Origin of the sequence: Planctellipticum variicoloris (assembly GCF_030622045.1) — a bacterium.
GTDB lineage: Bacteria > Planctomycetota > Planctomycetia > Planctomycetales > Planctomycetaceae > Planctellipticum > Planctellipticum variicoloris.
Window position 1 is genome coordinate 2,261,005 of record NZ_CP130886.1, and the last position, 18,531, is coordinate 2,279,535.

Genomic DNA, 18,531 nt, shown 5'->3' on the forward strand with positions numbered 1-18,531 from the left:
TGAGCCGAGAGTCGAGTGACTAGAGTCGAGAGCCAGAAGAAGACGCGCCGGACTCGAGCGGCTGGGCGGCGATGCGCTGGACGACGGCGGAGTCGATGACGAGCTGCAGGGCGTGGAAGGTCAGCATCGGGAAGGTGATGAAGGGGTAGATCCCTCCGCCGACCAGCGAGGGATCGGTCGCCAGCAGGAGCGCGACCGGGAGCGTTTTCTGGCTCCCGGCGAAGAGCATCGCGATGCGATCTGCGCGAGACAGTCGGAGGAGAGTTCCGGCTCCCGACGCGGCCAGCATGCCGGCCACGTGCAGCCCTGCGCAGGCGAGGGCGAGGCAAAGTCCCATCAACACCGTCGGCCAGTGCGACTGAGCCCGTAGTGCTTCGCCGCCGCGGACGGCGGCGGCCGTGATCATGGTCAGCACCAGCAGTTGCGCGGCGAGACTGATCTGGCGGCTGTAGCCGAGCGCCAGCCGATGGCCCCAGGCGGGGCGGCGAGCGAGTTGTCCCAGCAGCGTCGGCAGGAGCACGGCCAGCGACAGATTTCGAACGATGGGCAGAGGATCGAGAGCTGCGTCGCGGGAGACGGTCCAGCTCAGCCAGAAGGGGGTCACGACGACGCAGGCCAGATTTGTGACCAGGGTCACCAGCAGCGAGACGGCGTCGTTGCCGCCCGCTTTACGCGTCCAGACGGATGCGGTGGCCAGCGTGCAGGGGACGGCGGCGGTGATCAGCAGGCCGAGGCGGAAGTCTTCGGGCCAGGGGAACAGGCTGACCGGCCAGGCGAGGCAGGGGATCAGGCCGATGTTGATGGTCGTTCCGAGCATGACCGGGAGCGGAGCGCGGAGCGAATCCCGGAGGCGTCGAGTGTCGAGGCTCCAGGCCATCAGGAAGAGAATCAGGCCCGTGGTGACGCCGGGGTCGACCAGCCCGAAGAGCGGACGGTGCCAACGGGCTTCGAGGACGAGGCCGATTGAGAGTCCCGCTCCGAGCAGCGCGACGAGCACGGGGAGAAACCAGTGGTTGCTCCACCAGGCCGCCAGCCTGGGCCGGAAACTGCTCACGAAGCCTCGCGGAACCGGAGGGACGGTTTTTCGATCGTGACGACGGTGTTGGGGGGAATGCTCTTGGTGAGCGAGACGCTGGCGCCGATCACAGAGTTGGCGCCGACGACAGTGTCGCCCCCGAGGATCGTCGCGTTGGCGTAGATCACGACGTTCTCTTCGAGCGTCGGGTGGCGTTTCTGGTTGCGGACCAGGTTGCCTTCGTCGTCCTTGGCGAAGCTGAGCGCGCCGAGCGTCACGCCCTGGTAGAGCTTGACGTTCCGGGCGATGTCGCAGGTCTCGCCGATGACGACGCCGGTGCCGTGGTCGATGAAGAAGGAGGGGCCGATTTTGGCGCCGGGGTGGATATCGATCCCGGTGCGGCTGTGGGCCCACTCGGTCAGCATGCGGGGAATCAGGGGGACCTTGAGCTTGTGCAGTTCGTGAGCCAGTCGGTAGACCGTGATGGCTTCGAGTCCCGGGTAGCAGAAGATGATTTCGTCGAGGCCCCCGGCGGCGGGGTCGCCGTCGTAGGCGGCCTGGACGTCCAGCGCGAGCATCCGGCGGACCATGGGCAGCGTCTGCAGGAACTGGATGGCTTTCTCCTGGCCCTGGGCTTCGAAGTCGTTGGCGGCTTCTTCGCCGCAGTTGGTGCCGTGCCGCCGGCGGTATTCGTGGCGGAGGGTTCTGGCGAGCTGCTGGGTCAGGCGGTCGTGCAGGCTGTCGATCAGGTCGCCGACGTGATAGGTCACGTTCCCCAGGTGCAAGTTCTGGCGCTTGCGATAGCCGGGATAGAGGATCTCTTTGAGATCTTGGGCGATTTCGACGACGGCGTCGACGCTGGGGAGGGGGCAATGACCGAGGTGGTGAATCGTCTCGATCTCCTGGTAGGTCTCGACAATCCGGTCGGTCAGTTCCGGCAGACGTTCCTTGAGTCGGATGTCCGTGGCCATCGACGTGGTTCCCTGAAGCTTCGCGTGCCCGGCGGTCCTGCAGTCCGGACCATGCGCCGCCCCTCGAATGGGTGACGGATGTTCCCGCGGCCGAGATTGTAGATTCTACGGCCGCAGAATCTGCAGGATCAACACCGTGGGAGGAATCGGCCGGCGGAGGGGGCCGGATGGAACATTTTAGCCTCTCCGCAGAAGAGTGCAGGGCAACCCGTCGGGAAAGACCGGTACGAGCGGAACAGGTTCGCCAGATTGCCGCTGGCCGACGGTCGCAACCTTGCCGGTTGTGTCGGGACTTGGGACGGCGCGAGGTTCGTTCAACTGCGTGAAACGGGGGGCCGATTCCTCATCCGGGGGCGTCCGCGAAGTCGGGGGCCTTCACGGAGAAATCTGGAATGTCCGAACCCGGTCCGACGGATGCTCGGAGGACGACCTGGCGCTCGCGGCTGGCGTTGGCGGCGAATGTTGAGCGAGGACCTGAACGCGTCGATGCGGGTTGTCAGGAGGCTCTGCACGGACAGCTCCAGCGACAGTTGGCGGCGGCGCGGAAGTTCGTCATGGATGCGCGGCTGGCGAGTCCGGGGCTGCGTCCCGCTCGGTTGCTGCTGGACGATGCGCTGCACCTGATGCGGCTGGCGGTGGACGAGTTGCGGAACTCCGGGGCGGTCGGGCCGTCTCTGGTTCAGTTCGAACTGCTGCAGGAACTGACGCTCGAAGTGGAAGACCTGCTTCGAATTGTGACGAATCAACGGCGGCTGGTGGAGCGTCTGACGACGGATGCGGAGTTGCTGCATCGGATTCTGGAGGAATTGCGGGGAGCGCGGACGCCGCGGTCCGGTCTGATCTGGGAACTGGCGGATCGGGTGGCTTCTCAGGCGCAGCGGACGGAAGAATCGCGCGACTGGCAACGTCTGCCGGGCGTGTCGCTGGTGGAGGTGCTGCCGCGAGCCGCGTGGCCGCTGGCCTGGTTCTATGCGGAAGCGCTGGAGTCCGCGCGGTGGGCGGCGCTGGCGATGCGGGACGCTCGAGAATTGCGAGCGGATGAGCGGCGGCTGGTGCTCGGCGGAATGCTGTTGAGAGATCTGGGCTGGTTGCGGCTGATTCCGACGGGCCGTCGACTGGACGATCCGATGATCGAACACGACTTGCGGCGCAGGGCGATGCGTCATCCCGGCTCGGCAGCGGCGCTCGTAGCGGGCATCGCGGATATTCCCAGGCGGCTGCCGTTGATTATCGGTCAGCATCACGAACGGCTCGACGGATCGGGGTATCCGGCGGGAACGCCGGGGCATCTGCTCTGTCCGCTGAGCCGCTGGGTACTGACGGCTACGCGTCTTCAGGAGATTCTGACGACGCGGTTCCGGCAGGCGGACGTGTCTCGGGACGAGGCGCTGCAGCAGACGGGAGTCGAATTCTGGCAGGAAGTGATTCGGGGGCGGCTGGATCCCTCGGCGGCCGAGCGGCTGCTGGAGGCTCTGGAGCCAGGGCTGGGATTGCGCGCCAAGGAGGCGGTGAAAGCGAGTCCGCGATCCAGAATCGACGGCGCACATCGGCTGCCCGGGCCTCATCAGGACAACTTGCAACCGCAGTTGCAGAAAGCGCCTGCTCCTGGAGCCGCGACCGGAAGTGCGGAAGTGCCTCCGCCGGTGTTCCTGCGAAAGCAGCGAGACGGAAAGGAATTTCATGTTCCGCTGGCGCCGAGCCTCGCGCGACGACTGGCGACTTCGGCCAGTCGGCAAACCGGTGACGCCGAGACTGGAGCGAATTCCGGGAGGGAGGGGAGATGACCTCAAGCGTTTCCTCCCGCACCGACGGAAGCTACTGGAACGAGACTCGCCGGCCGCTGACGTGCCTGGCGTTCGTGCTGCCTTGGCTTATGGCGTATGAAGGGGGACTCTGGTGGCTGGGGGGCGGCGACGCCCTTCGTAACGGCGCCGACAGTTGGCTGAGAATCGGACTGGCGGCTCTGGGGGGAACTGCGTGGTGGATTCTGCCGGCGGCCATGGTGGTCGTGTTGCTGGTGTGGCACATGGCAGCCGGCGATTCCTGGCGGATTCATTGGAACGCACTGGGAGGGATGCTGTCGGAGAGCGTGCTGTTTGCGTTCCTGCTGATCCTGCTGGGGCAGTCGCTCGAACGGGGGCAACGCCTGGTGCTGGATGTCGGCGAGCCGCTGCTGGGAGTGGCGGTGCGATCGATCGGGTTTGTGGGAGCCGGGCTCTATGAGGAGTTTCTGTTCCGACTCTGTCTGATTCCGCTGGCGTATGCGATTTGCCGCGCGGTTCTGCTACCGCGGAGCTGGGCGCTGGGGGTGACGCTGGTGGCGACGAGTTTCGCGTTTTCCGTCGCGCACTACCTCGGTCCGGTTCCCGACGGGCAGTCGCTGTCGCTGTTGACGGACGCCGTCGCACGCGTGCAGAGCCATCGCGAGCTGTGGTTCGGCTTTGCGTTCCGGACGATCGCGGGGCTGGTCTTCGGGGGGCTGTTCTGCCTCCGCGGCTTCGGAATCGCGGTTGGCGCGCATGCGTTGTACGACATCATCGTGGGAGTGGTGCTGGTGGCGGAACTGTAGGGCCGGCGGCGCCGGGTCGGATCGGGGGCTGGAGGCTCTGCCGGTGAAGTGCCGCTGAATCTGGAGAACGGATCCTGGGGCGGGTATTCGAGCCCCTCGCTTTTCGCCAACTCGCTGGGGGCGGCCCAAAGCGGCCGACTCCAGCCACCCGTCAAGAGGGACGCCGGCCATGCGATCGGGCTGTCAGTATCCGAGCGCCGCCCCATCTTTGCGCGACTCCGTGGCTCCCTGCAGCATGCCGCGTGCGGAATCGATCAGAATGCCTTGATAGCCGCCGTAGGAGCCCGCGGAGCCGCGCTGCACCTGGTGGCCGCGCGACTGCAGGACGCGAACGGCTTCGTCAGTGATTCCCGATTCCACGTAGACCGTCCCGCCGTCGGCGGCCATCGGCTCGCCGGTCGGCGTCGCGGAGCCAGAATGTCGGACGCGAGGCGCGTCGCCGGCCGCCTGGAGGTTCATGCCGAAGTCGATCAGGTTGACGAGGATCTGGACGTGTCCCTGCGGCTGCATGTCGCCTCCCATGACACCGAAGCAGAGCCAAGGTTTGCCGTTGCGGGTGACCATCGCGGGAATGATGGTGTGAAAGGGGCGTTTCTTTGGTTCGAGGCGGTTCGGATGGTTTTCGTCGAGCGAGAAGAGCGCCCCGCGATTCTGCAGGGGAAAGCCGACGTTGCCGGGGACGACCTGCGAACCGAACCCGTAGTAGAGGCTCTGGATCATTGAGCAGCAGTTGCGATCTTTGTCGACGACGCTCAGGTAGATCGTATCGCCGTGAACCAGTTTGGGATCGCCGGCAGGGACGTTCAGCGCTGCGCGAGCGGGATCGATCCGCATCCGCTGGCGGTCGGCATAGGCCGGCGAAAGCAGTTCTTTGACGGGCGCGGGTGAGAACGCCGGGTCGGCGTAGAAGCGGGCGCGATCGGCGAAGGCCAGTTTCTTGGCTTCCAGGAAGCGGTGCAGGTATTCCGGGTGTCCCGGTCCCCACGCTTTCAGGTCGTAGCCCTGGAGGAGATTGAGCATCTGCAGGGCGGCGATGCCCTGGCCGTTCGGTGGCAATTCCCAGACGTCGTAACCGCGGTAGTTCGTCGAGACGGGTTCGACCCACTCGCTGGTGTGATCGGCGAAATCCGAGAGGGAAAAGTAGCCGCCGTGAGCCTCGCTGAAGCGGACGATCTCGGCGGCGATCGGTCCTTTGTAGAAGGCGTCCGGGCCGTGTTTGGCGATCAGGCCGTAGGTTGCGGCGAGTTCGGGCAGGCGGGCGACGTCGCCTTCTCTCGGGGCGGTTCCGTGCGGCAGAAAGACGCGGCGGGAGTCGGGCCAGGGGGCGAGCGATTTTTCGCCGCTCTTCCAGTACCCGGCGATGACTTCCGGAACCGGGAACCCTTCGTCCGCGGCCTTGATCGACGGGGCAAGCAATTGGGCCAGGGGCTGAGATCCGAAGCGCTGGCGAAAGGTTTCCCAGCCGTCGACGCAGCCGGGGACTGACCAGGAGAGGGGGCCGGATTCAGGAATCTGCGCGAGGCTCTTCTGCCGGAAGACTTCCCGGGTGAGATTTCCCGGACTTCGTCCGGAAGCGTTGAGGCCATACAGTTTTTGCGTCTTGTTGTCCCAGTAAATGACGAAGAGATCGCCGCCGATACCGCAGCTCATTGGCTCGACGACGCCGAGCATGGCGTTGACGGCGATGGCCGCGTCGGCTGCGTTGCCGCCGGACTTCAGGACGTCCAGGCCGACGTCGGCGGCGAGGGGGTGACTGGTGCAGACCATGCCATGTCGGGCGACGACAACCGAGCGGCTCTGGTGCGGGTTGTCGCCGGGGCGGTCGTAGCTGCCGGCCTGGAGCGGGAGCGGGAGCGGGAGCGGGAGCGGGAGCGGGAGCGGCAGCAGGCTCACGGTCACCAGGAGTCCCCGGCCGAGGAGTCTGCGAATGGGAGACGAGGGCATGGCGACAATCTCAGGTTGGAAGGGGGGAAAAGAGTGCCGGGGCAACCGTCAGCGCAACAGCTTGCGCATGGCCCCGAGGAGAACGTCTTCCACTTCGGGAGCTGTGCGGGAAACGACTCCGGTCTCGTAACCACCCTGGGTATAGGCGATTGCGGTGCCGATGTAGCCGGGGCCGTAGTCGCCGTATGCGGCCAGCGCGACGAACTCGTCGGGACGCATCGCCTGGGCGGCGAGCTGGTATTCGACGAAGAGTTCGCCGGGAAGGTGTAGAATCCAGCCTGGGCCAAGTTTGAGGCAGGAGATTTCGATCGCGCGTCCTGCCTTCATTCGTTGCGCGAACGACAGATCGCGTGCGGCGCGTGTGCGGTCCGCAGAGGAAGCGGCAGAGTTCTGGAGAATTCCAAGCTGGGCAGCTTCGTCGCGAATGCGGTCCCGCAGCGGCAGCACGACCGGTTCGACACGCCAGTCCACGTCTGCGGCGGTGATCGCCGTCTTCTGCTGGCTGTTCCAGGCGGACTCCATGCCCCTGGCCAGACGTGCGGCCAGTTCCGGTCGACGTCCCGGCGAGCCGTCGTTGTACTTGCCGGCCGTGACGTTGCCCGACGCTCCGTTGAAATGGATGTGCGCGGGGCCGGGAAGGGCGGCTTCGCGCCGGCTGCGGGCCAGGCCGGGGATGTCGGCGCTGACCCCTCCTTTGCCGTAATGACTTTGAGGATGCGTGGCGTACCAGGTCAGGCTGGCGATTGGCTGATCGCCGTCCCAGAAACTGACGAGGCGAAGGAGCGGATCGATGGTCCCTTCCGGAGCGGCGATGGCCTCGGGATTCGTGGTTGAAGAGTAGCGGACGTATTTGACCATGCCGTCGGGACCGAGAACGCGGCGGTTCGAAGCGACGCGATCGACGACAGCCTGGCCGAAGCCGACGTGCGTCACCTTCCGAGCGCGGGGGAGAGACTCACGAACGGCGGTCGCAGTACGCTGCATCGCCAACCGAGCGAACACGGCATCAAAACTTCGTCCACCCAGACCGACCCCGGCCAGCAATTCTTCGGCGGTCGAATCGAGGCCGGGGGCGTCGTGCTGGTGCAGGCAATGGACGGCGACCCGGTCGGTCGTTGTTCCGGCGGCATCCGCCAGGGCCTCGCGCCAGGCGTCGTGACTGCCGTTGGCAATGCCGACCCAGTCGACGGCGCAGAGGACGATTGGCTGATCTTTCCCCAACAGCACCACGCCTCGGGCCGACAGGGGATCGTCGATCGTTTTCGCCGGGGCCACGCCGCCGTTGCAGAGTGGTGAGCCGATGGGCGGCGTGACGTCCGCCTGAAACGTGGCGATCTGCAGGGGAGTTTGCCCCAGGGCTGCGGCGGGCGCGGTCAGGGCGAGACTGAGGCAGCAGAAGCGGGCGAGTGCGGTCATTGAGTTGTCCAGGAAGAGTCTTGGCTCGTCGATTTGACGAGTGACGAACTGCACCAGCTTCGCATCGTAGACGGCTGATGGGACGATCTCCAGACGTTCCGCGATGGAGTTGCCAGTTTCCTCAGGCAAATGTCAGTTGTCGGCGGCCTTGCAGCGATGGCGGGTGGTTCCGACAATGGCCGGCTGGTCGAGCGGGCGGCGGCAGCCCGGGCTCGATCCGGTATCCCTTCTGCTGCTGGAAAGCGACCTGCCCGGTATGTACGACACGCACGAACTGACGCGGAAACTGCAAAAGAACAACGGCTCGAAGATCGTTCTGCTGGTCGGCGACGGCCTGGGGGGGCTGCCGCTCGAACCGGGCGGGAAGACGGAACTGGAAACCGCGAAGACGCCGAACCTGGACGCCCTTGCGGCGCGCGGCACGCTGGGGCTGAGCACGCCAGTCCTGCCGGGGATTGCACCAGGGAGCGGGCCGGGGCACCTGGGGCTGTTCGGCTACGATCCGCTGAAGTACCAGATCGGCCGCGGGGTGCTGGAGGCGCTGGGGATCGATTTCGAGCTCGGTCCCAAGGACGTGGCCATTCGGGGCAACTTCTGCACGCTCGACGCGGACGGCAAGATCACCGACCGGCGGGCGGGCCGGATCGCCAGCGAGATCGGCGCGAAGCTCTGCGAGAAGCTCGATAGGATCCAGATACCCGGCGTCGAAGTCTCGGTCCGTCCGGTGAAGGAGTACCGGCTGGTGATCGTCTTCCGCGGGGACGGACTGGAAGGGGACGTCGACGATACCGATCCGCAGGCGACCGGGGTGCCGCCGCTGACGGCCGTCGCCCGTTCCGCGGGATCGAACAAGACGGCCGAGATCTGCAACGAATTCCTCCGCCAGGCGCGGGAAGTCCTGAAGAACGACGCTCCGGCCAACTTTCTGACGATGCGGGGAATCGACCGGCTGCCGCATATTCCGACGTTCGAAGAAGTCTACGGACTGCGGGCCGGGGCGATTGCCGTTTATCCGATGTATCGCGGACTGGCCCGGCTGGTGAGCATGAATGTGCTCGACGCCGGCCTGACGCTGTCGGATCAGATGGACCGATTGGAGAAGTCGTGGAACGACTTCGACTTCTTCTTCATTCACTTCAAGTACACCGATTCGACGGGCGAGGACGGCAACTTTGCGGCGAAGGTTCAGCGGACGGAGGAACTGGACTCCTGCATTCCGCGGATCACCGCCCTGAAGCCGGATGTGGTGATCGTCACCGGCGACCACAGCACCCCGTCCAAGATGAAGTCGCATAGCTGGCATCCGGTGCCGACGCTGCTGGCGGCGGACACGTGCCGGTTCGACGGTTCGACGGCCTTCGGCGAAGCGCAGTGCCTGCGGGGGGGGCTGGGGCAGTTCGAGGCGAAGCACCTGATGCTGCTGGCGCTGGCGCATGCCGGTCGGCTGGAGAAGTACGGGGCGTAACTGCGGGGTTTCGTCCTCGTTCCCGGCCGTGCTAGAATGATGCTCCCCGGTACAGAAGTGCCGGGGAGTCTCGTCTGCGATCGACGACCGTCAGAGGGCGAGAGGTGGAATATGGCGGTTACGGCAAATCAGCCATTCAGTCGTGAAGCCTGGGCGAGGGAATACGCCGAGAGTCATTTGCGGACCGATCCCGGTACGATCGATGTCTTCTACCTGCCAACGAATGCACCAGAGCGGGAGATTCGTCTGCTGGAGATCAACGATCTGATCGCCGTCCGCGAGTCTGATCCAATCGATCCCATCGACTTTGGCGTCGATTCCGACGGCGATCAACCCCATCGACTCCTTGTGGTGGATGTGACGCCAAGTCAGTGGGTTCGGATCCAGAACGGGCAGATTCCACTGCCGCCCGGCTGGCCACTCGACGGAAAGGTCACGTTTTCGCGGCAGCCGCAATGACGCCCGTGCAGACCCTCTGGTGGGAGCAGGTCCATGCCGAACACCGCATCCTGCTGCATCTCCGAAAGGCCGGTGCCGAGGCCTGCCATCAACTGCACTACCTTCAGATGGTGACAGAAAAACTCGGCAAAGCGTATTTCTGGCGATCAGGAAATCCGCCGCGCAGAAGTCATGCGTCCTTCGTAAGATTCCTGCAGGCGCTGGCTGGACGTCCGATGGTCGATCGAAATCGAATCGCTCAACTGCTGGGGTTCGATCGGTCGGACGATTTCGAGCGCTGGATTCAAGTCACGGCGCCATTGGCTTACGACCTGGAACGTCTCGCCCCGGCATTGGCCGGCGACGATGGGCCGAATCCGGAATACCCGTGGCCGCGGCTTGCTCCGGTCGAGACTCCTGTCATGTTTGAGTTCTCAGTCTGGTTTCAGTTGACGAATTCGGGGCGCGGTCGTCGGTTGCTGAAAGTGATCGATCATGCCGTCGAAGAGTTTCCAAACTACGCGTGAGTGAGAGGTTTCAGGTCTGCCACTCAGCGTATCCAATCCAGTGGAGATGGGTTGGGGCACGGCCTTAAATCTCCTGGGATTGTAAACGTATGACCGAACCCATCGCCTGGCTGAATGGCAATTACATCCCGTTTTCGCAGGCGGCGCTTCCGGTCTGGGACATGGGGGTTGTCGGCGGTGCGGCGGTGACGGAGATGTTGCGTACTTTCCGGCACGTGCCGTTCCGGCTGGAGGAGCATCTCGACCGGCTGTTCGCTTCGATCCGGTCGGTTGGGTTCACGCCGGAAATCACCTACGACGAATTGCGGGACGTCGTACAGTCTGTCGTCGCCCGAAATGTTGCACTGATTCCCGCCGGGCATGATCTGGGAGTCATTGCGTTTGTGACGTCTGGCGGAAACCTGACGTATCTAGGGGCTGCCGGGCGAGAACTTGCTCAAAAGTGCACAGTCTGCGTCCATACGTTTCCGTTGCCGTTCGAACTCTGGGCCGACCGGTATGAGACCGGGGTGCATCTCGTAACGCCGGCCACGAAGGCTCTGCCGGCGGATGTGATCGATCCGCAGATCAAATTCCGCAGCCGGCTACATTGGCAACTGGCCGACCGCGAAGCCCGGCTGGTGGATCCCGCCGCGATGTCGTTGCTGCTGGACCGGGACGGCTACGTGACGGAAGCGGCCACCGGGAACGTCGTCGCCCTGGACGGAGACCGCCTGCTGACCCCGTCGCACGTCCGGTCGCTGGCAGGGATCAGTCTGCAGGTCGTCGAGGACCTGGCGCCGGCGCTGGGCTGCCAGTTGATTCGCGGAGACTGGGCGCTGCACGACTTTGAGCGTGCGTCGGAGATTTTCCTGACGTCGACGCCGCATTGCCTGCTGCCGGTGACGCGGCTGAATTCCATCCCGGTAGGCGACGGTCGGCCCGGACCGCTGACGCGGCGGTTGCTGACCGCGTGGGGCGAACTGGCGGGGGTGGACATCGCTTCGCAGATGCGCCAGGGGGCTGCAGACCGCACTCGATAGAATATCTTGCGAATCGAACGTTCCGTCGGTACATGTGTGAGCATGTCCGGGCGGGAGTCTGTCGATGGCGGTCTGGAGCGAAGTGCTGTTTGTCGGCGACGAGCGGGGCACGGTTCGCCGCGCTCCGGCGGTCGCGCTGCTGGCGGCCGTGGCGGTCGGAATTGTCGTCGACCGAGTCTGGAACTGGCCGCTGGCCGGCTGGTTGGCGGTTTCCGTGGCGGCAGCCGCGGGCGCGGTGCTGGTTCGTCATCGCCGACTTGTGATGACCGTGGCCGTACTCTCGATCTGGTGCGGGCTGGCGGGAGCGTGGCACCACTTTTGGTGGTCGACAGTCTCCACCAACGATGTCGCCGCCTGGGCGACCGAGGACGGCGTCGTCGTCAGACTTCAGGGGACGCTGATGGAGTCCCCCTGGATGACGAAACGTCCCGGTCCGATCTGGGACCGGAAGCAGGAGACAGTCTGGACCACGGCCACATTGCGAGCAGAAGCCTTGTACGACGGTTGCGATCGCTGGGAATCTGTCAGCGGCGTCTGCCGGTTCACGGTTCGCGACGATCTCTCCGAACTTTCCAAGCTCCCGGTCGGCCAGCGGCTGGAAATTCTCGGCACTCTTGAACGGCCGCGGCCGGCGGCGAATCCCGGCGACCTTGACTACCGCGAGTATCTCCGTTCGCAACGGGTCCATGCCGTCCTCAGTGCCGAGCGGGTGGAGTGCGTCAGGCGGATCGAGATCGGCACGGGCTGGGGCTCGGCCTGGGGACGTTGGAGACAACGGGCGCGGGCATACGCGGCACAGGTCTTCAATCAGGAGTCGTCTCCCGATACGACTGCAGTGGCCCAGGCCCTCTTTCTGGGCGTCCGTCGGCAGATTGACGACCAGACACGCGAAGACTTCATTCGCAGCGGACTGCTGCACGTGCTCGCGATTTCGGGCGTGAACGTCGGGTTGCTGGCGCTGTGGTTCTGGCTGGCGTGTCGGTTGCTGCGACTGTCGTTGTTCTGGAGCCGTTGGATCGTCCTGACCGGCCTGCTCGGCTACCTCTTTCTGACAGAAGCCGATCCCCCCGTCTGGCGAGCAACGCTGGTCGCGGTGCTGGCGATCGGAGCCGGCTTCACGGGGCGTCTGGCTCCACCCCGGCAGATGATCGCTCTGGCTGCGCTGATCGTGCTGCTGATGAATCCGACGGATCTGTTTCATGCCGGGGCGCAGCTCTCGTTTCTGTCGGTGGTCATCGTTTCCGAAGTCCTGCGCTGGAGGGCGGCCTGGGAGGTTCGACAGAGAGAGCAGGAGGGACTTGACGGTCCCACCTGGCGACGCCGGTGCTGGCGAGTCGTCGGCGACGCGTACGCGGTGAGCACGGCGACATGGCTGCTGACCGCGCCGCTGGTCGCGTATCGATTTCAGCTCATTACTCCGGTGGGGCTAGTGCTCAATATCGTGCTGGGGCCGCTGATTCTGATCGTCATGTGGCTGGGGTACTCCACGCTGCTCGTGGGGATGGTGTCCCCTTTTGTTGCGTCATGGATCTCGCCCCTGCTCCACGCCGTCCTCTCCGCGTTTCTGCGGTGCGTCCGCTGGGGCGGACGCTGGGACGGAGGACACCAGTTTGTGCCGGGACCAGACTTCGGCTGGCTGATCGTGTTCTACGTTGCAGCCGGCGTCCTGGTCTGGAGTTCGCCTGGCTCGTCGGCTCGCCGCCGGGCCTTGAAAGTTCTGGCGGTCCTGACCGTCTGCGGACTGGCCTGGGGGTTGCGGCCGCAGGCTGCCGGCGAGCTGCGGATGACAGTCCTGTCGGTCGGGCACGGATTGTCGGTTGTGGTTTCATGTCCGAACGGCCGGACGCTCGTCTATGACGCCGGGGGGATGTTTCTGGACCGGCGCGTGGCGGAGACGGCGCTGCGCGCGGTCTGGCGACATGGGGCCTCCAGCATTGATGTCCTTGTGCTGTCGCATCCCGATGCGGACCACTGCAACGCGGTTCCGCGTCTGCTGGAACTGGCGGCCGTCGGCGGCATCGGGATGCATCGCACATTTGTCGACGAACGTCAGGAGATTGTTCGGGATGTGCTGAATTCCGCCGCGGATCGGTCTGTGCCGCTGCTGCTCTCCGCGCCGCAGTCCATCCGGCTGGACCCGGACGTGCAGATTGAAGTGATCCATCCCGCCCCCGGATTTGATTCCGAAAAGGACAACGCGAACAGCCTGGTGCTGGCGATCACTTATGCCGGCCGGACGGTTCTGCTGGCGGGGGATCTGGAGGCCGACGGACTGGCCGCGCTGCTGAGACTGCCGCCGCGTCGTATCGATGTGCTGCTGGCGCCGCATCATGGGAGTCGCCCGTCGAATCCCCTCGACCTGGCCCGGTGGGCTCGCCCGGAGATCGTGATTGCGAGCAGCGGAGACGCCGGGAGCCTTGCAATTCTCGAAGAAGTCTACGGCGTCGACTGCCTGTCGACCCGCCAGTCCGGTGCGATCGGCGTGCGGGTTTCGCAAGCCGGCGCGATTTCGGTCGAGCCGTTCAAATCGCCACGTCCGGCGTCGCGATGAGCTCCTCATGGGCCCGCAGCTCGAGGACTTTCCGCCGCAACTGGCGGCGGAGATTGGACCACTCTTCGACGGCTTCCCGGAAATCCGCGCCGGCGCGGCCGATGGCGAGATTGCGGCCGCGGCCCCCGGCGACGGTTTTCTGGATCTCCATCAGCCGCGGCTCCAGCGTATCTTGGAGGTAGGAGATTGCTGTTTCGGCAAGTTGCTCGATCTGCTCCGCCAGGCGGTAGATCTTGCGACGGTCTTCCTCGCGTTCGTCCTCGGACAGTTCTCGGGAGGTTGTCGGGACAACCACTTGATTCGGCGGCGGGGCCAGCCGGCCGAAGGGGCTGATCGCCTGGCGGGCCGACTCCATCAGTTTCTCGGCCTGCGCCAGACCCAAGCTGGCCTTGTCGAAATCGGGGCGGCTCTCCAGCGCCTTTCGAAAGTTCATGGCTGCGAGCGTGTGATTTTTCAGGTCGGCATAGATGTTGCCGAGATTGTAGTAGGCTTCGGCCATCTGCGGATTCAGTCGAACCGCTTCGCGGTAGGCGGAGATTGCCAGGTTGGTCTGATTCGACTTCCGGTAGGTGATGCCGAGGTTGTAGTAGGCGTCGGAGTTGCGGGGATCCCGCTGCAGCACCTTTCGCAGGGCCGCTTCCGCCTGCTTGTGATTGCCCATACGGTTGAGGACGGCGCCGAGATTGACGTTGAATCGCGGCTGGGTCGGGAGCAAGTCCGCCAGTCTGGCGAAGTATTCCGCCGCGGCCGGAAAGTCGCCTTTGACATACAAGGCCGACGCCAGCGACTCCAGCGATTCCGCATGCTGCGGTTCCAGCGTCAGCGCCTTGCGGAACAGCTCGATGGCGTCGTCGACCCGACGGGATTTCAGGGCGGCGCGCCCCTGCTCGAAGAGGGAACCGACGTCAGACTGGCTCATCGCGATCGACCCTGTTGGAATCTGGTTGCCTGCGAACTCTCGCGGACGCCATGTCTTGACCTAAGCGGCCTCAGTCTGCTGCATTTCCCCGTCGGCCAGCTCGACGAGTCGCGTGCGGCCCCGCTGGAGGAACTGAAGCTTGCCCTCCCGCGCCAGCCAGCCGAGGCCGTACAGGACCAGATCCCGGGAAAGACCGCTCGCTTCGATCAGCTTGGGGATCGTCAGCGCGCCGGTGCCGCTGAGTGTCTGCCAGACGGTTCCCGCGGCCGCGCCGATTCGATTCATCTCGTCGTCGATTCGTTCCTGCACCCTCGACCCTCACTTTCTCGGAGAGACCGCTTACCGGTCCTCATTCAACCGACTGGTGAGCCTTGATCTGCACGTCTGGCGGAATGAACGTCGGAAGATGTCGACTCAACGCGCCCGAGTATACGACGACATGGCGAGCGGAGTCAAAAAAACTGACCGGAGTTCAGGGAATTTCCATGTGGTTCCGTGCAGTCCTTGGACTTCCGTGAAACGGGTCCTCTTGACCAGTTCGTCTGTTTCTCCTGTAATCCCGCTCCGGTGGTCGACTGCCGCCAGATCGGCGGTCCGCCGCCGGCGCCGGATCACCCACGGACCGGGATTTTGCCGACCAATGACCTTCGACCGCTACTTATTGCGGAGTTTTCTCCACGTCTTCGTGGTCTGCTTTATTACGTCGTTCGGTCTGATGGTCGTGATTGACCTGTTCGAGAATCTCGACGAGTTCATCAACGAGAACGGCGGCAAGATGCGCCTGCAAGTCGTTCAGGCGATCTTTCAGTTTTATGCGTATCGGGCCATCTTCTTCTTCGATCAGGGGGGGGCCGTGATGGCCGTCGCCTCCGCGATGGTCGTGCTGATTCTGTTTCAGCGCAACGGCGAACTGCATCCTCTGCTCGCGGCCGGGATTTCGATGTATCGATTGCTGTTGCCGCTGGTTGCGGGCGTGATCGGCGTCAGCGTGCTGCTGATCATCAATCAGGAATTCATCGTTCCCCGCTTTTCGGCTCAGGCGTTCGAGAATCGGGGAACGGGGGGGCCGCAGACCAACGAGGTCGAAGCCGTCGTCGACCACTCTTCAATGATTTCCATTGGGGGCGATTCGCTGCAGCTCGCCGAACAGCGCCTCATGGGAGCCGTTTTCACCCTGCCGGCGCCGCTGGTGGCGACGGAGCTGACTGTGGTCAATGCACATTCCGCCCGCTTTCTCAAGCCCCAGGGCCGACGCCCGGCGGGATGGCTGCTCGAAGGATTGCGGCAAAGATCCGACCAGTTTCCGTTGACCGAATTCGGACGAACGGTGGTCGTACCCCTGAAAGATCCGGGACGTGTCTTCATCGCCACGGCGATCAGCGGCGATCAGCTTTACAAGCGAAATTCGAATCTGTCGTTGCTCTCGCTGCAGGAGCTCGTCACTCGCATCCGCTGCCCGGCGTTCAGCACACGCGCCGTCCAGCAGATGATTCTGCACATGCACACGCGTCTGCTGCAGCCCGCGATCAATGTCATCGCCGTGCTGATCGTCATCCCGCTGATGGTTCGTCGAGAGAGCGTCGGTCTCGTCGTCGATTCCGCGCTCTGCGGCGGAGCCCTCACTCTCGTATTTGCCGTGATGCATGCGTTTCAGCAACTCGGCAGCTTGCAGCTCGTGGGGCCCGAGCTGGCGGCCTGGGCTCCGGTCGTCTTCGGCGGCACGCTCAGCGCCTGGCTCTCCGGAACAATCCGGACGTGATTCGACCCTCTCCGCCGGAAGACGCATGTCGACGAACAACGCGGCCGCGGAGTCTCGCCTGTTACCGACGCGATTCGGGCTGCCCGTATCGGAACGCGTCTGGCTGCTCTTCGGCATTCTGTTGCTGGCCTGGCGGCTCGTAAGTCTTTGCTGGACGCCCGGCGAACTGATTCCCGACGAAGCTTACTACTGGGACTGGTCCCGGCAGCTCGACGGCGGCTATTACAGCAAGCCGCCGCTGGTCGCCTGGATCATTGCGGCGTCGACTTCGTTGTTCGGCAGCCGAGAATGGAGTGTGCGGCTGCCGGCGGTTCTGCTGAGCACCGCTGGTCTCGTCCCTGTCTTTCTCCTGACGCGCCAGCTCTACTCCACCCAGGCCGCCGCAATCACCGTTCTTGCGCTGGCTGCGACCCCGGGAGTGACGGCTTCGTCAATGTTCATGACGATCGACGCACCGTTCCTGTGTGCCTGGTGTTTCGCATTGTGGACCCTCTGGAACCTGCTGAAGTCTCCGCCGAATGACTGGAAATGGGTGTTGCCGGCCGTCGTCGCGACAGCGGCCGGGCTGCTGTCCAAGCAGACGATGTTCGGGTTGTTTCCGCTGCTGGCGTTCTTTCTGGTCTTATCCCGCGAAGATCGCGGCTGGTGGCGCGATCCTCGACTTTATATCTGGACTCTCGCGAGTCTGTTGAGCCTGACTCCAGTGGTCTGGTGGAATCTGCAACATCAGTGGCTGACCTGGCAGCATACGCAGGACCATTTCCGCGCCACGACAACCTCCCCGCTGCAACATCTGGCCTGGGGCGGCGAGTTCATTGCCAGTCAGTTCGGAGTGGTCTCGCCGCTGACTTTGACGCTCGTGTTGATCGTCATGCTGGTCGGGCCGTTCCGATGGAGCCCCGTTCCGCGTCGCGAGAAATTTCTGCTGGTCTTCAGCGCCGTTCCGCTGATGCCTGTGGCGGTGTTGAGCTTCCTGCAGCGCGTGCAGCCGAACTGGCCTGCCGCTTTCTACGTGACCGGGTTCATTCTGCTGGGCGGCTGGGTGGCCGGGCAGATCAGCATCGACCCGCAGACTGACCGCTGGCGAAGGTTCTGGGGCTCGGGTGTCATACTGGGGGCGGCCCTCTCCGCGTCATTGTACGTCCTGCCCGTTGTACTTCCGATGACCGGCTGGGCTGGCACGAAGATCGACCCGACAACGCGATTTCGGGGCTGGCGCGCATTGGCTGAAGCCATCGACGAGTGTCGTCGAAAAACTCCTGGCGGCCTGCCGAAACTGGTCATCGCGGCGACATCCCGCGGACCGGTCAGCGAGCTGGCGTTCTACCTGCCGGACCAGCCGCGCGTTTACCGCTGGAATGCGGGCGGACGAATCGATTCGCAACACGACGTCTGGGGCGGTCCCAGCGGGGCTGCCGGCGCTTCTGCAATCATCGTCACGGAAGGGCTCTGGCCCGTCGATCGTGAACTCGTCGCCGCGTTTGCGACGGTGACGCCCCTCTCCGAGATCCGCATTCCGCTCGGCAACCGCCGATTTCACGAGTACGCCGTGTGGCGGGGGACGGGGTTTCGCCAGTGGCCGAAGTTCAGCTCATCGCAGTTCCCGCATTGATGAATGCCGGGGAGACAAAGTCCTGAATTTTTTGTGAACCGATGATTGAGGATACGTCTTGATCTTTACGTCGGATCGCGATTCAGCGACACCATTCTCAACGACCTCGCTCTCGTCAAAAGTAGGTGATTCGTTGGCAGACAGTCAACAGTGTCCTGTTTCTGACACCGGCCCCATTTCGCCGCAGCGGCCAAGGCCTCGCCATGCCGCTTCGGCGAGTCGCACGGCGCCGGGGCTGCGATGGCAGGGAGCGTCGTCGCTTTCGATCACCCCGGTAGACCTTGGCCGCGATCTTTTCCTGAGGTTCTCCGGACATTGTGCGA

At 64.4% G+C, this 18,531-nt stretch carries 15 protein-coding genes; 9 read left to right on the plus strand and 6 right to left on the minus strand.

Translation table 11 applies throughout. From position 1 onward, the window contains the following. Window positions 1-19 precede the first annotated feature (19 nt). Window positions 20-1,054 (minus strand): bile acid:sodium symporter family protein, encoded by a 1,035-nt coding sequence (locus SH412_RS08840; protein WP_336523145.1) that lies wholly within the window; start codon window positions 1,052-1,054, stop codon window positions 20-22. Next, complete coding sequence (locus SH412_RS08845; RefSeq protein ID WP_336523146.1) at window positions 1,051-1,986, minus strand: serine O-acetyltransferase; 936 nt, start codon at window positions 1,984-1,986, stop codon at window positions 1,051-1,053. Before SH412_RS08845 ends, SH412_RS08840 begins: the two co-directional genes overlap by 4 nt. Before the next feature lie 392 nt (window positions 1,987-2,378). Between SH412_RS08845 and SH412_RS08850 the strand changes: the two genes are divergently transcribed. Both SH412_RS08850 and SH412_RS08855 read left to right on the plus strand, forming a co-directional pair. Next, complete coding sequence (locus tag SH412_RS08850) at window positions 2,379-3,770, plus strand: HD domain-containing phosphohydrolase (RefSeq protein ID WP_336523147.1); 1,392 nt, start codon at window positions 2,379-2,381, stop codon at window positions 3,768-3,770. Continuing rightward, window positions 3,767-4,555 carry a CPBP family glutamic-type intramembrane protease gene (locus tag SH412_RS08855; RefSeq protein WP_336523148.1) on the plus strand — a complete coding sequence of 263 codons (789 nt, stop codon included), beginning with the start codon at window positions 3,767-3,769 and terminating at the stop codon, window positions 4,553-4,555. Before SH412_RS08850 ends, SH412_RS08855 begins: the two co-directional genes overlap by 4 nt. A gap of 183 nt (window positions 4,556-4,738) precedes the next feature. Here SH412_RS08855 and ggt read toward each other — a convergent pair whose 3' ends face one another. Together ggt and SH412_RS08865 are read right to left on the minus strand one after the other, a co-directional pair. Next, window positions 4,739-6,499 (minus strand): gamma-glutamyltransferase, encoded by a 1,761-nt coding sequence (gene ggt, locus SH412_RS08860; protein WP_336523149.1) that lies wholly within the window; start codon window positions 6,497-6,499, stop codon window positions 4,739-4,741. 48 nt (window positions 6,500-6,547) lie between these two features. Beyond that, on the minus strand, window positions 6,548-7,915 hold the full coding sequence (locus tag SH412_RS08865) for a hypothetical protein (RefSeq protein ID WP_336523150.1): 1,368 nt from the start codon (window positions 7,913-7,915) through the stop codon (window positions 6,548-6,550). Window positions 7,916-8,171: 256 nt separating this feature from the next. Between SH412_RS08865 and SH412_RS08870 the strand changes: the two genes are divergently transcribed. From SH412_RS08870 to SH412_RS08890, 5 genes are all read left to right on the plus strand, one after another. After that, a complete protein-coding gene (locus SH412_RS08870; RefSeq protein ID WP_419555796.1) occupies window positions 8,172-9,380 on the plus strand; it encodes a 2,3-bisphosphoglycerate-independent phosphoglycerate mutase in 1,209 nt (402 codons plus the stop codon). Between the two features lie 111 nt (window positions 9,381-9,491). Continuing rightward, window positions 9,492-9,839 (plus strand): hypothetical protein, encoded by a 348-nt coding sequence (locus SH412_RS08875; protein WP_336523152.1) that lies wholly within the window; start codon window positions 9,492-9,494, stop codon window positions 9,837-9,839. Next, window positions 9,836-10,345: a hypothetical protein gene (locus SH412_RS08880; protein WP_336523153.1), complete on the plus strand. Its 510-nt coding sequence runs from the start codon at window positions 9,836-9,838 to the stop codon at window positions 10,343-10,345. The genes SH412_RS08875 and SH412_RS08880 overlap by 4 nt, the downstream gene beginning before the upstream one ends. 89 nt (window positions 10,346-10,434) lie before the next feature. Next, window positions 10,435-11,367: an aminotransferase class IV gene (locus SH412_RS08885; RefSeq protein ID WP_336523154.1), complete on the plus strand. Its 933-nt coding sequence runs from the start codon at window positions 10,435-10,437 to the stop codon at window positions 11,365-11,367. Between the two features lie 64 nt (window positions 11,368-11,431). Further along, complete coding sequence (locus tag SH412_RS08890; RefSeq protein ID WP_336523155.1) at window positions 11,432-13,918, plus strand: ComEC/Rec2 family competence protein; 2,487 nt, start codon at window positions 11,432-11,434, stop codon at window positions 13,916-13,918. Here the strand turns inward: SH412_RS08890 and SH412_RS08895 are convergent. Together SH412_RS08895 and SH412_RS08900 are read right to left on the minus strand one after the other, a co-directional pair. Beyond that, on the minus strand, window positions 13,890-14,837 hold the full coding sequence (locus tag SH412_RS08895) for a tetratricopeptide repeat protein (RefSeq protein WP_336523156.1): 948 nt from the start codon (window positions 14,835-14,837) through the stop codon (window positions 13,890-13,892). The genes SH412_RS08890 and SH412_RS08895 overlap by 29 nt on opposite strands. A gap of 60 nt (window positions 14,838-14,897) precedes the next feature. Further along, window positions 14,898-15,122, minus strand: a complete 225-nt coding sequence (locus tag SH412_RS08900; RefSeq protein WP_336523157.1) for a winged helix-turn-helix domain-containing protein — start codon at window positions 15,120-15,122, stop codon at window positions 14,898-14,900. 355 nt (window positions 15,123-15,477) lie between these two features. Between SH412_RS08900 and SH412_RS08905 the strand changes: the two genes are divergently transcribed. Together SH412_RS08905 and SH412_RS08910 are read left to right on the plus strand one after the other, a co-directional pair. Beyond that, the gene (locus SH412_RS08905) at window positions 15,478-16,596 is read left to right on the plus strand and encodes an LptF/LptG family permease (protein ID WP_336523158.1); all 1,119 of its coding nucleotides are present in this window, start codon (window positions 15,478-15,480) and stop codon (window positions 16,594-16,596) included. Window positions 16,597-16,621: 25 nt separating this feature from the next. Continuing rightward, a complete protein-coding gene (locus tag SH412_RS08910) occupies window positions 16,622-18,208 on the plus strand; it encodes an ArnT family glycosyltransferase (RefSeq protein WP_336523159.1) in 1,587 nt (528 codons plus the stop codon). Window positions 18,209-18,531: the final 323 nt, after the last annotated feature.

What these genes read in the sequence shown, in the direction of transcription:
- SH412_RS08845 (WP_336523146.1), bottom strand. Translation starts at nt 1,986, where the DNA reads ATGGCCACGGACATCCGACTCAAGGAACGTCTGCCGGAACTGACCGAC.
- SH412_RS08850 (WP_336523147.1), top strand. Translation starts at nt 2,379, where the DNA reads ATGTCCGAACCCGGTCCGACGGATGCTCGGAGGACGACCTGGCGCTCG.
- SH412_RS08855 (WP_336523148.1), top strand. Translation starts at nt 3,767, where the DNA reads ATGACCTCAAGCGTTTCCTCCCGCACCGACGGAAGCTACTGGAACGAG.
- ggt (WP_336523149.1), bottom strand. Translation starts at nt 6,499, where the DNA reads ATGCCCTCGTCTCCCATTCGCAGACTCCTCGGCCGGGGACTCCTGGTG.
- SH412_RS08865 (WP_336523150.1), bottom strand. Translation starts at nt 7,915, where the DNA reads ATGACCGCACTCGCCCGCTTCTGCTGCCTCAGTCTCGCCCTGACCGCG.
- SH412_RS08870 (WP_419555796.1), top strand. Translation starts at nt 8,172, where the DNA reads ATGTACGACACGCACGAACTGACGCGGAAACTGCAAAAGAACAACGGC.
- SH412_RS08875 (WP_336523152.1), top strand. Translation starts at nt 9,492, where the DNA reads ATGGCGGTTACGGCAAATCAGCCATTCAGTCGTGAAGCCTGGGCGAGG.
- SH412_RS08880 (WP_336523153.1), top strand. Translation starts at nt 9,836, where the DNA reads ATGACGCCCGTGCAGACCCTCTGGTGGGAGCAGGTCCATGCCGAACAC.
- SH412_RS08885 (WP_336523154.1), top strand. Translation starts at nt 10,435, where the DNA reads ATGACCGAACCCATCGCCTGGCTGAATGGCAATTACATCCCGTTTTCG.
- SH412_RS08890 (WP_336523155.1), top strand. Translation starts at nt 11,432, where the DNA reads ATGGCGGTCTGGAGCGAAGTGCTGTTTGTCGGCGACGAGCGGGGCACG.
- SH412_RS08895 (WP_336523156.1), bottom strand. Translation starts at nt 14,837, where the DNA reads ATGAGCCAGTCTGACGTCGGTTCCCTCTTCGAGCAGGGGCGCGCCGCC.
- SH412_RS08900 (WP_336523157.1), bottom strand. Translation starts at nt 15,122, where the DNA reads ATGAATCGAATCGGCGCGGCCGCGGGAACCGTCTGGCAGACACTCAGC.
- SH412_RS08905 (WP_336523158.1), top strand. Translation starts at nt 15,478, where the DNA reads ATGACCTTCGACCGCTACTTATTGCGGAGTTTTCTCCACGTCTTCGTG.
- SH412_RS08910 (WP_336523159.1), top strand. Translation starts at nt 16,622, where the DNA reads ATGTCGACGAACAACGCGGCCGCGGAGTCTCGCCTGTTACCGACGCGA.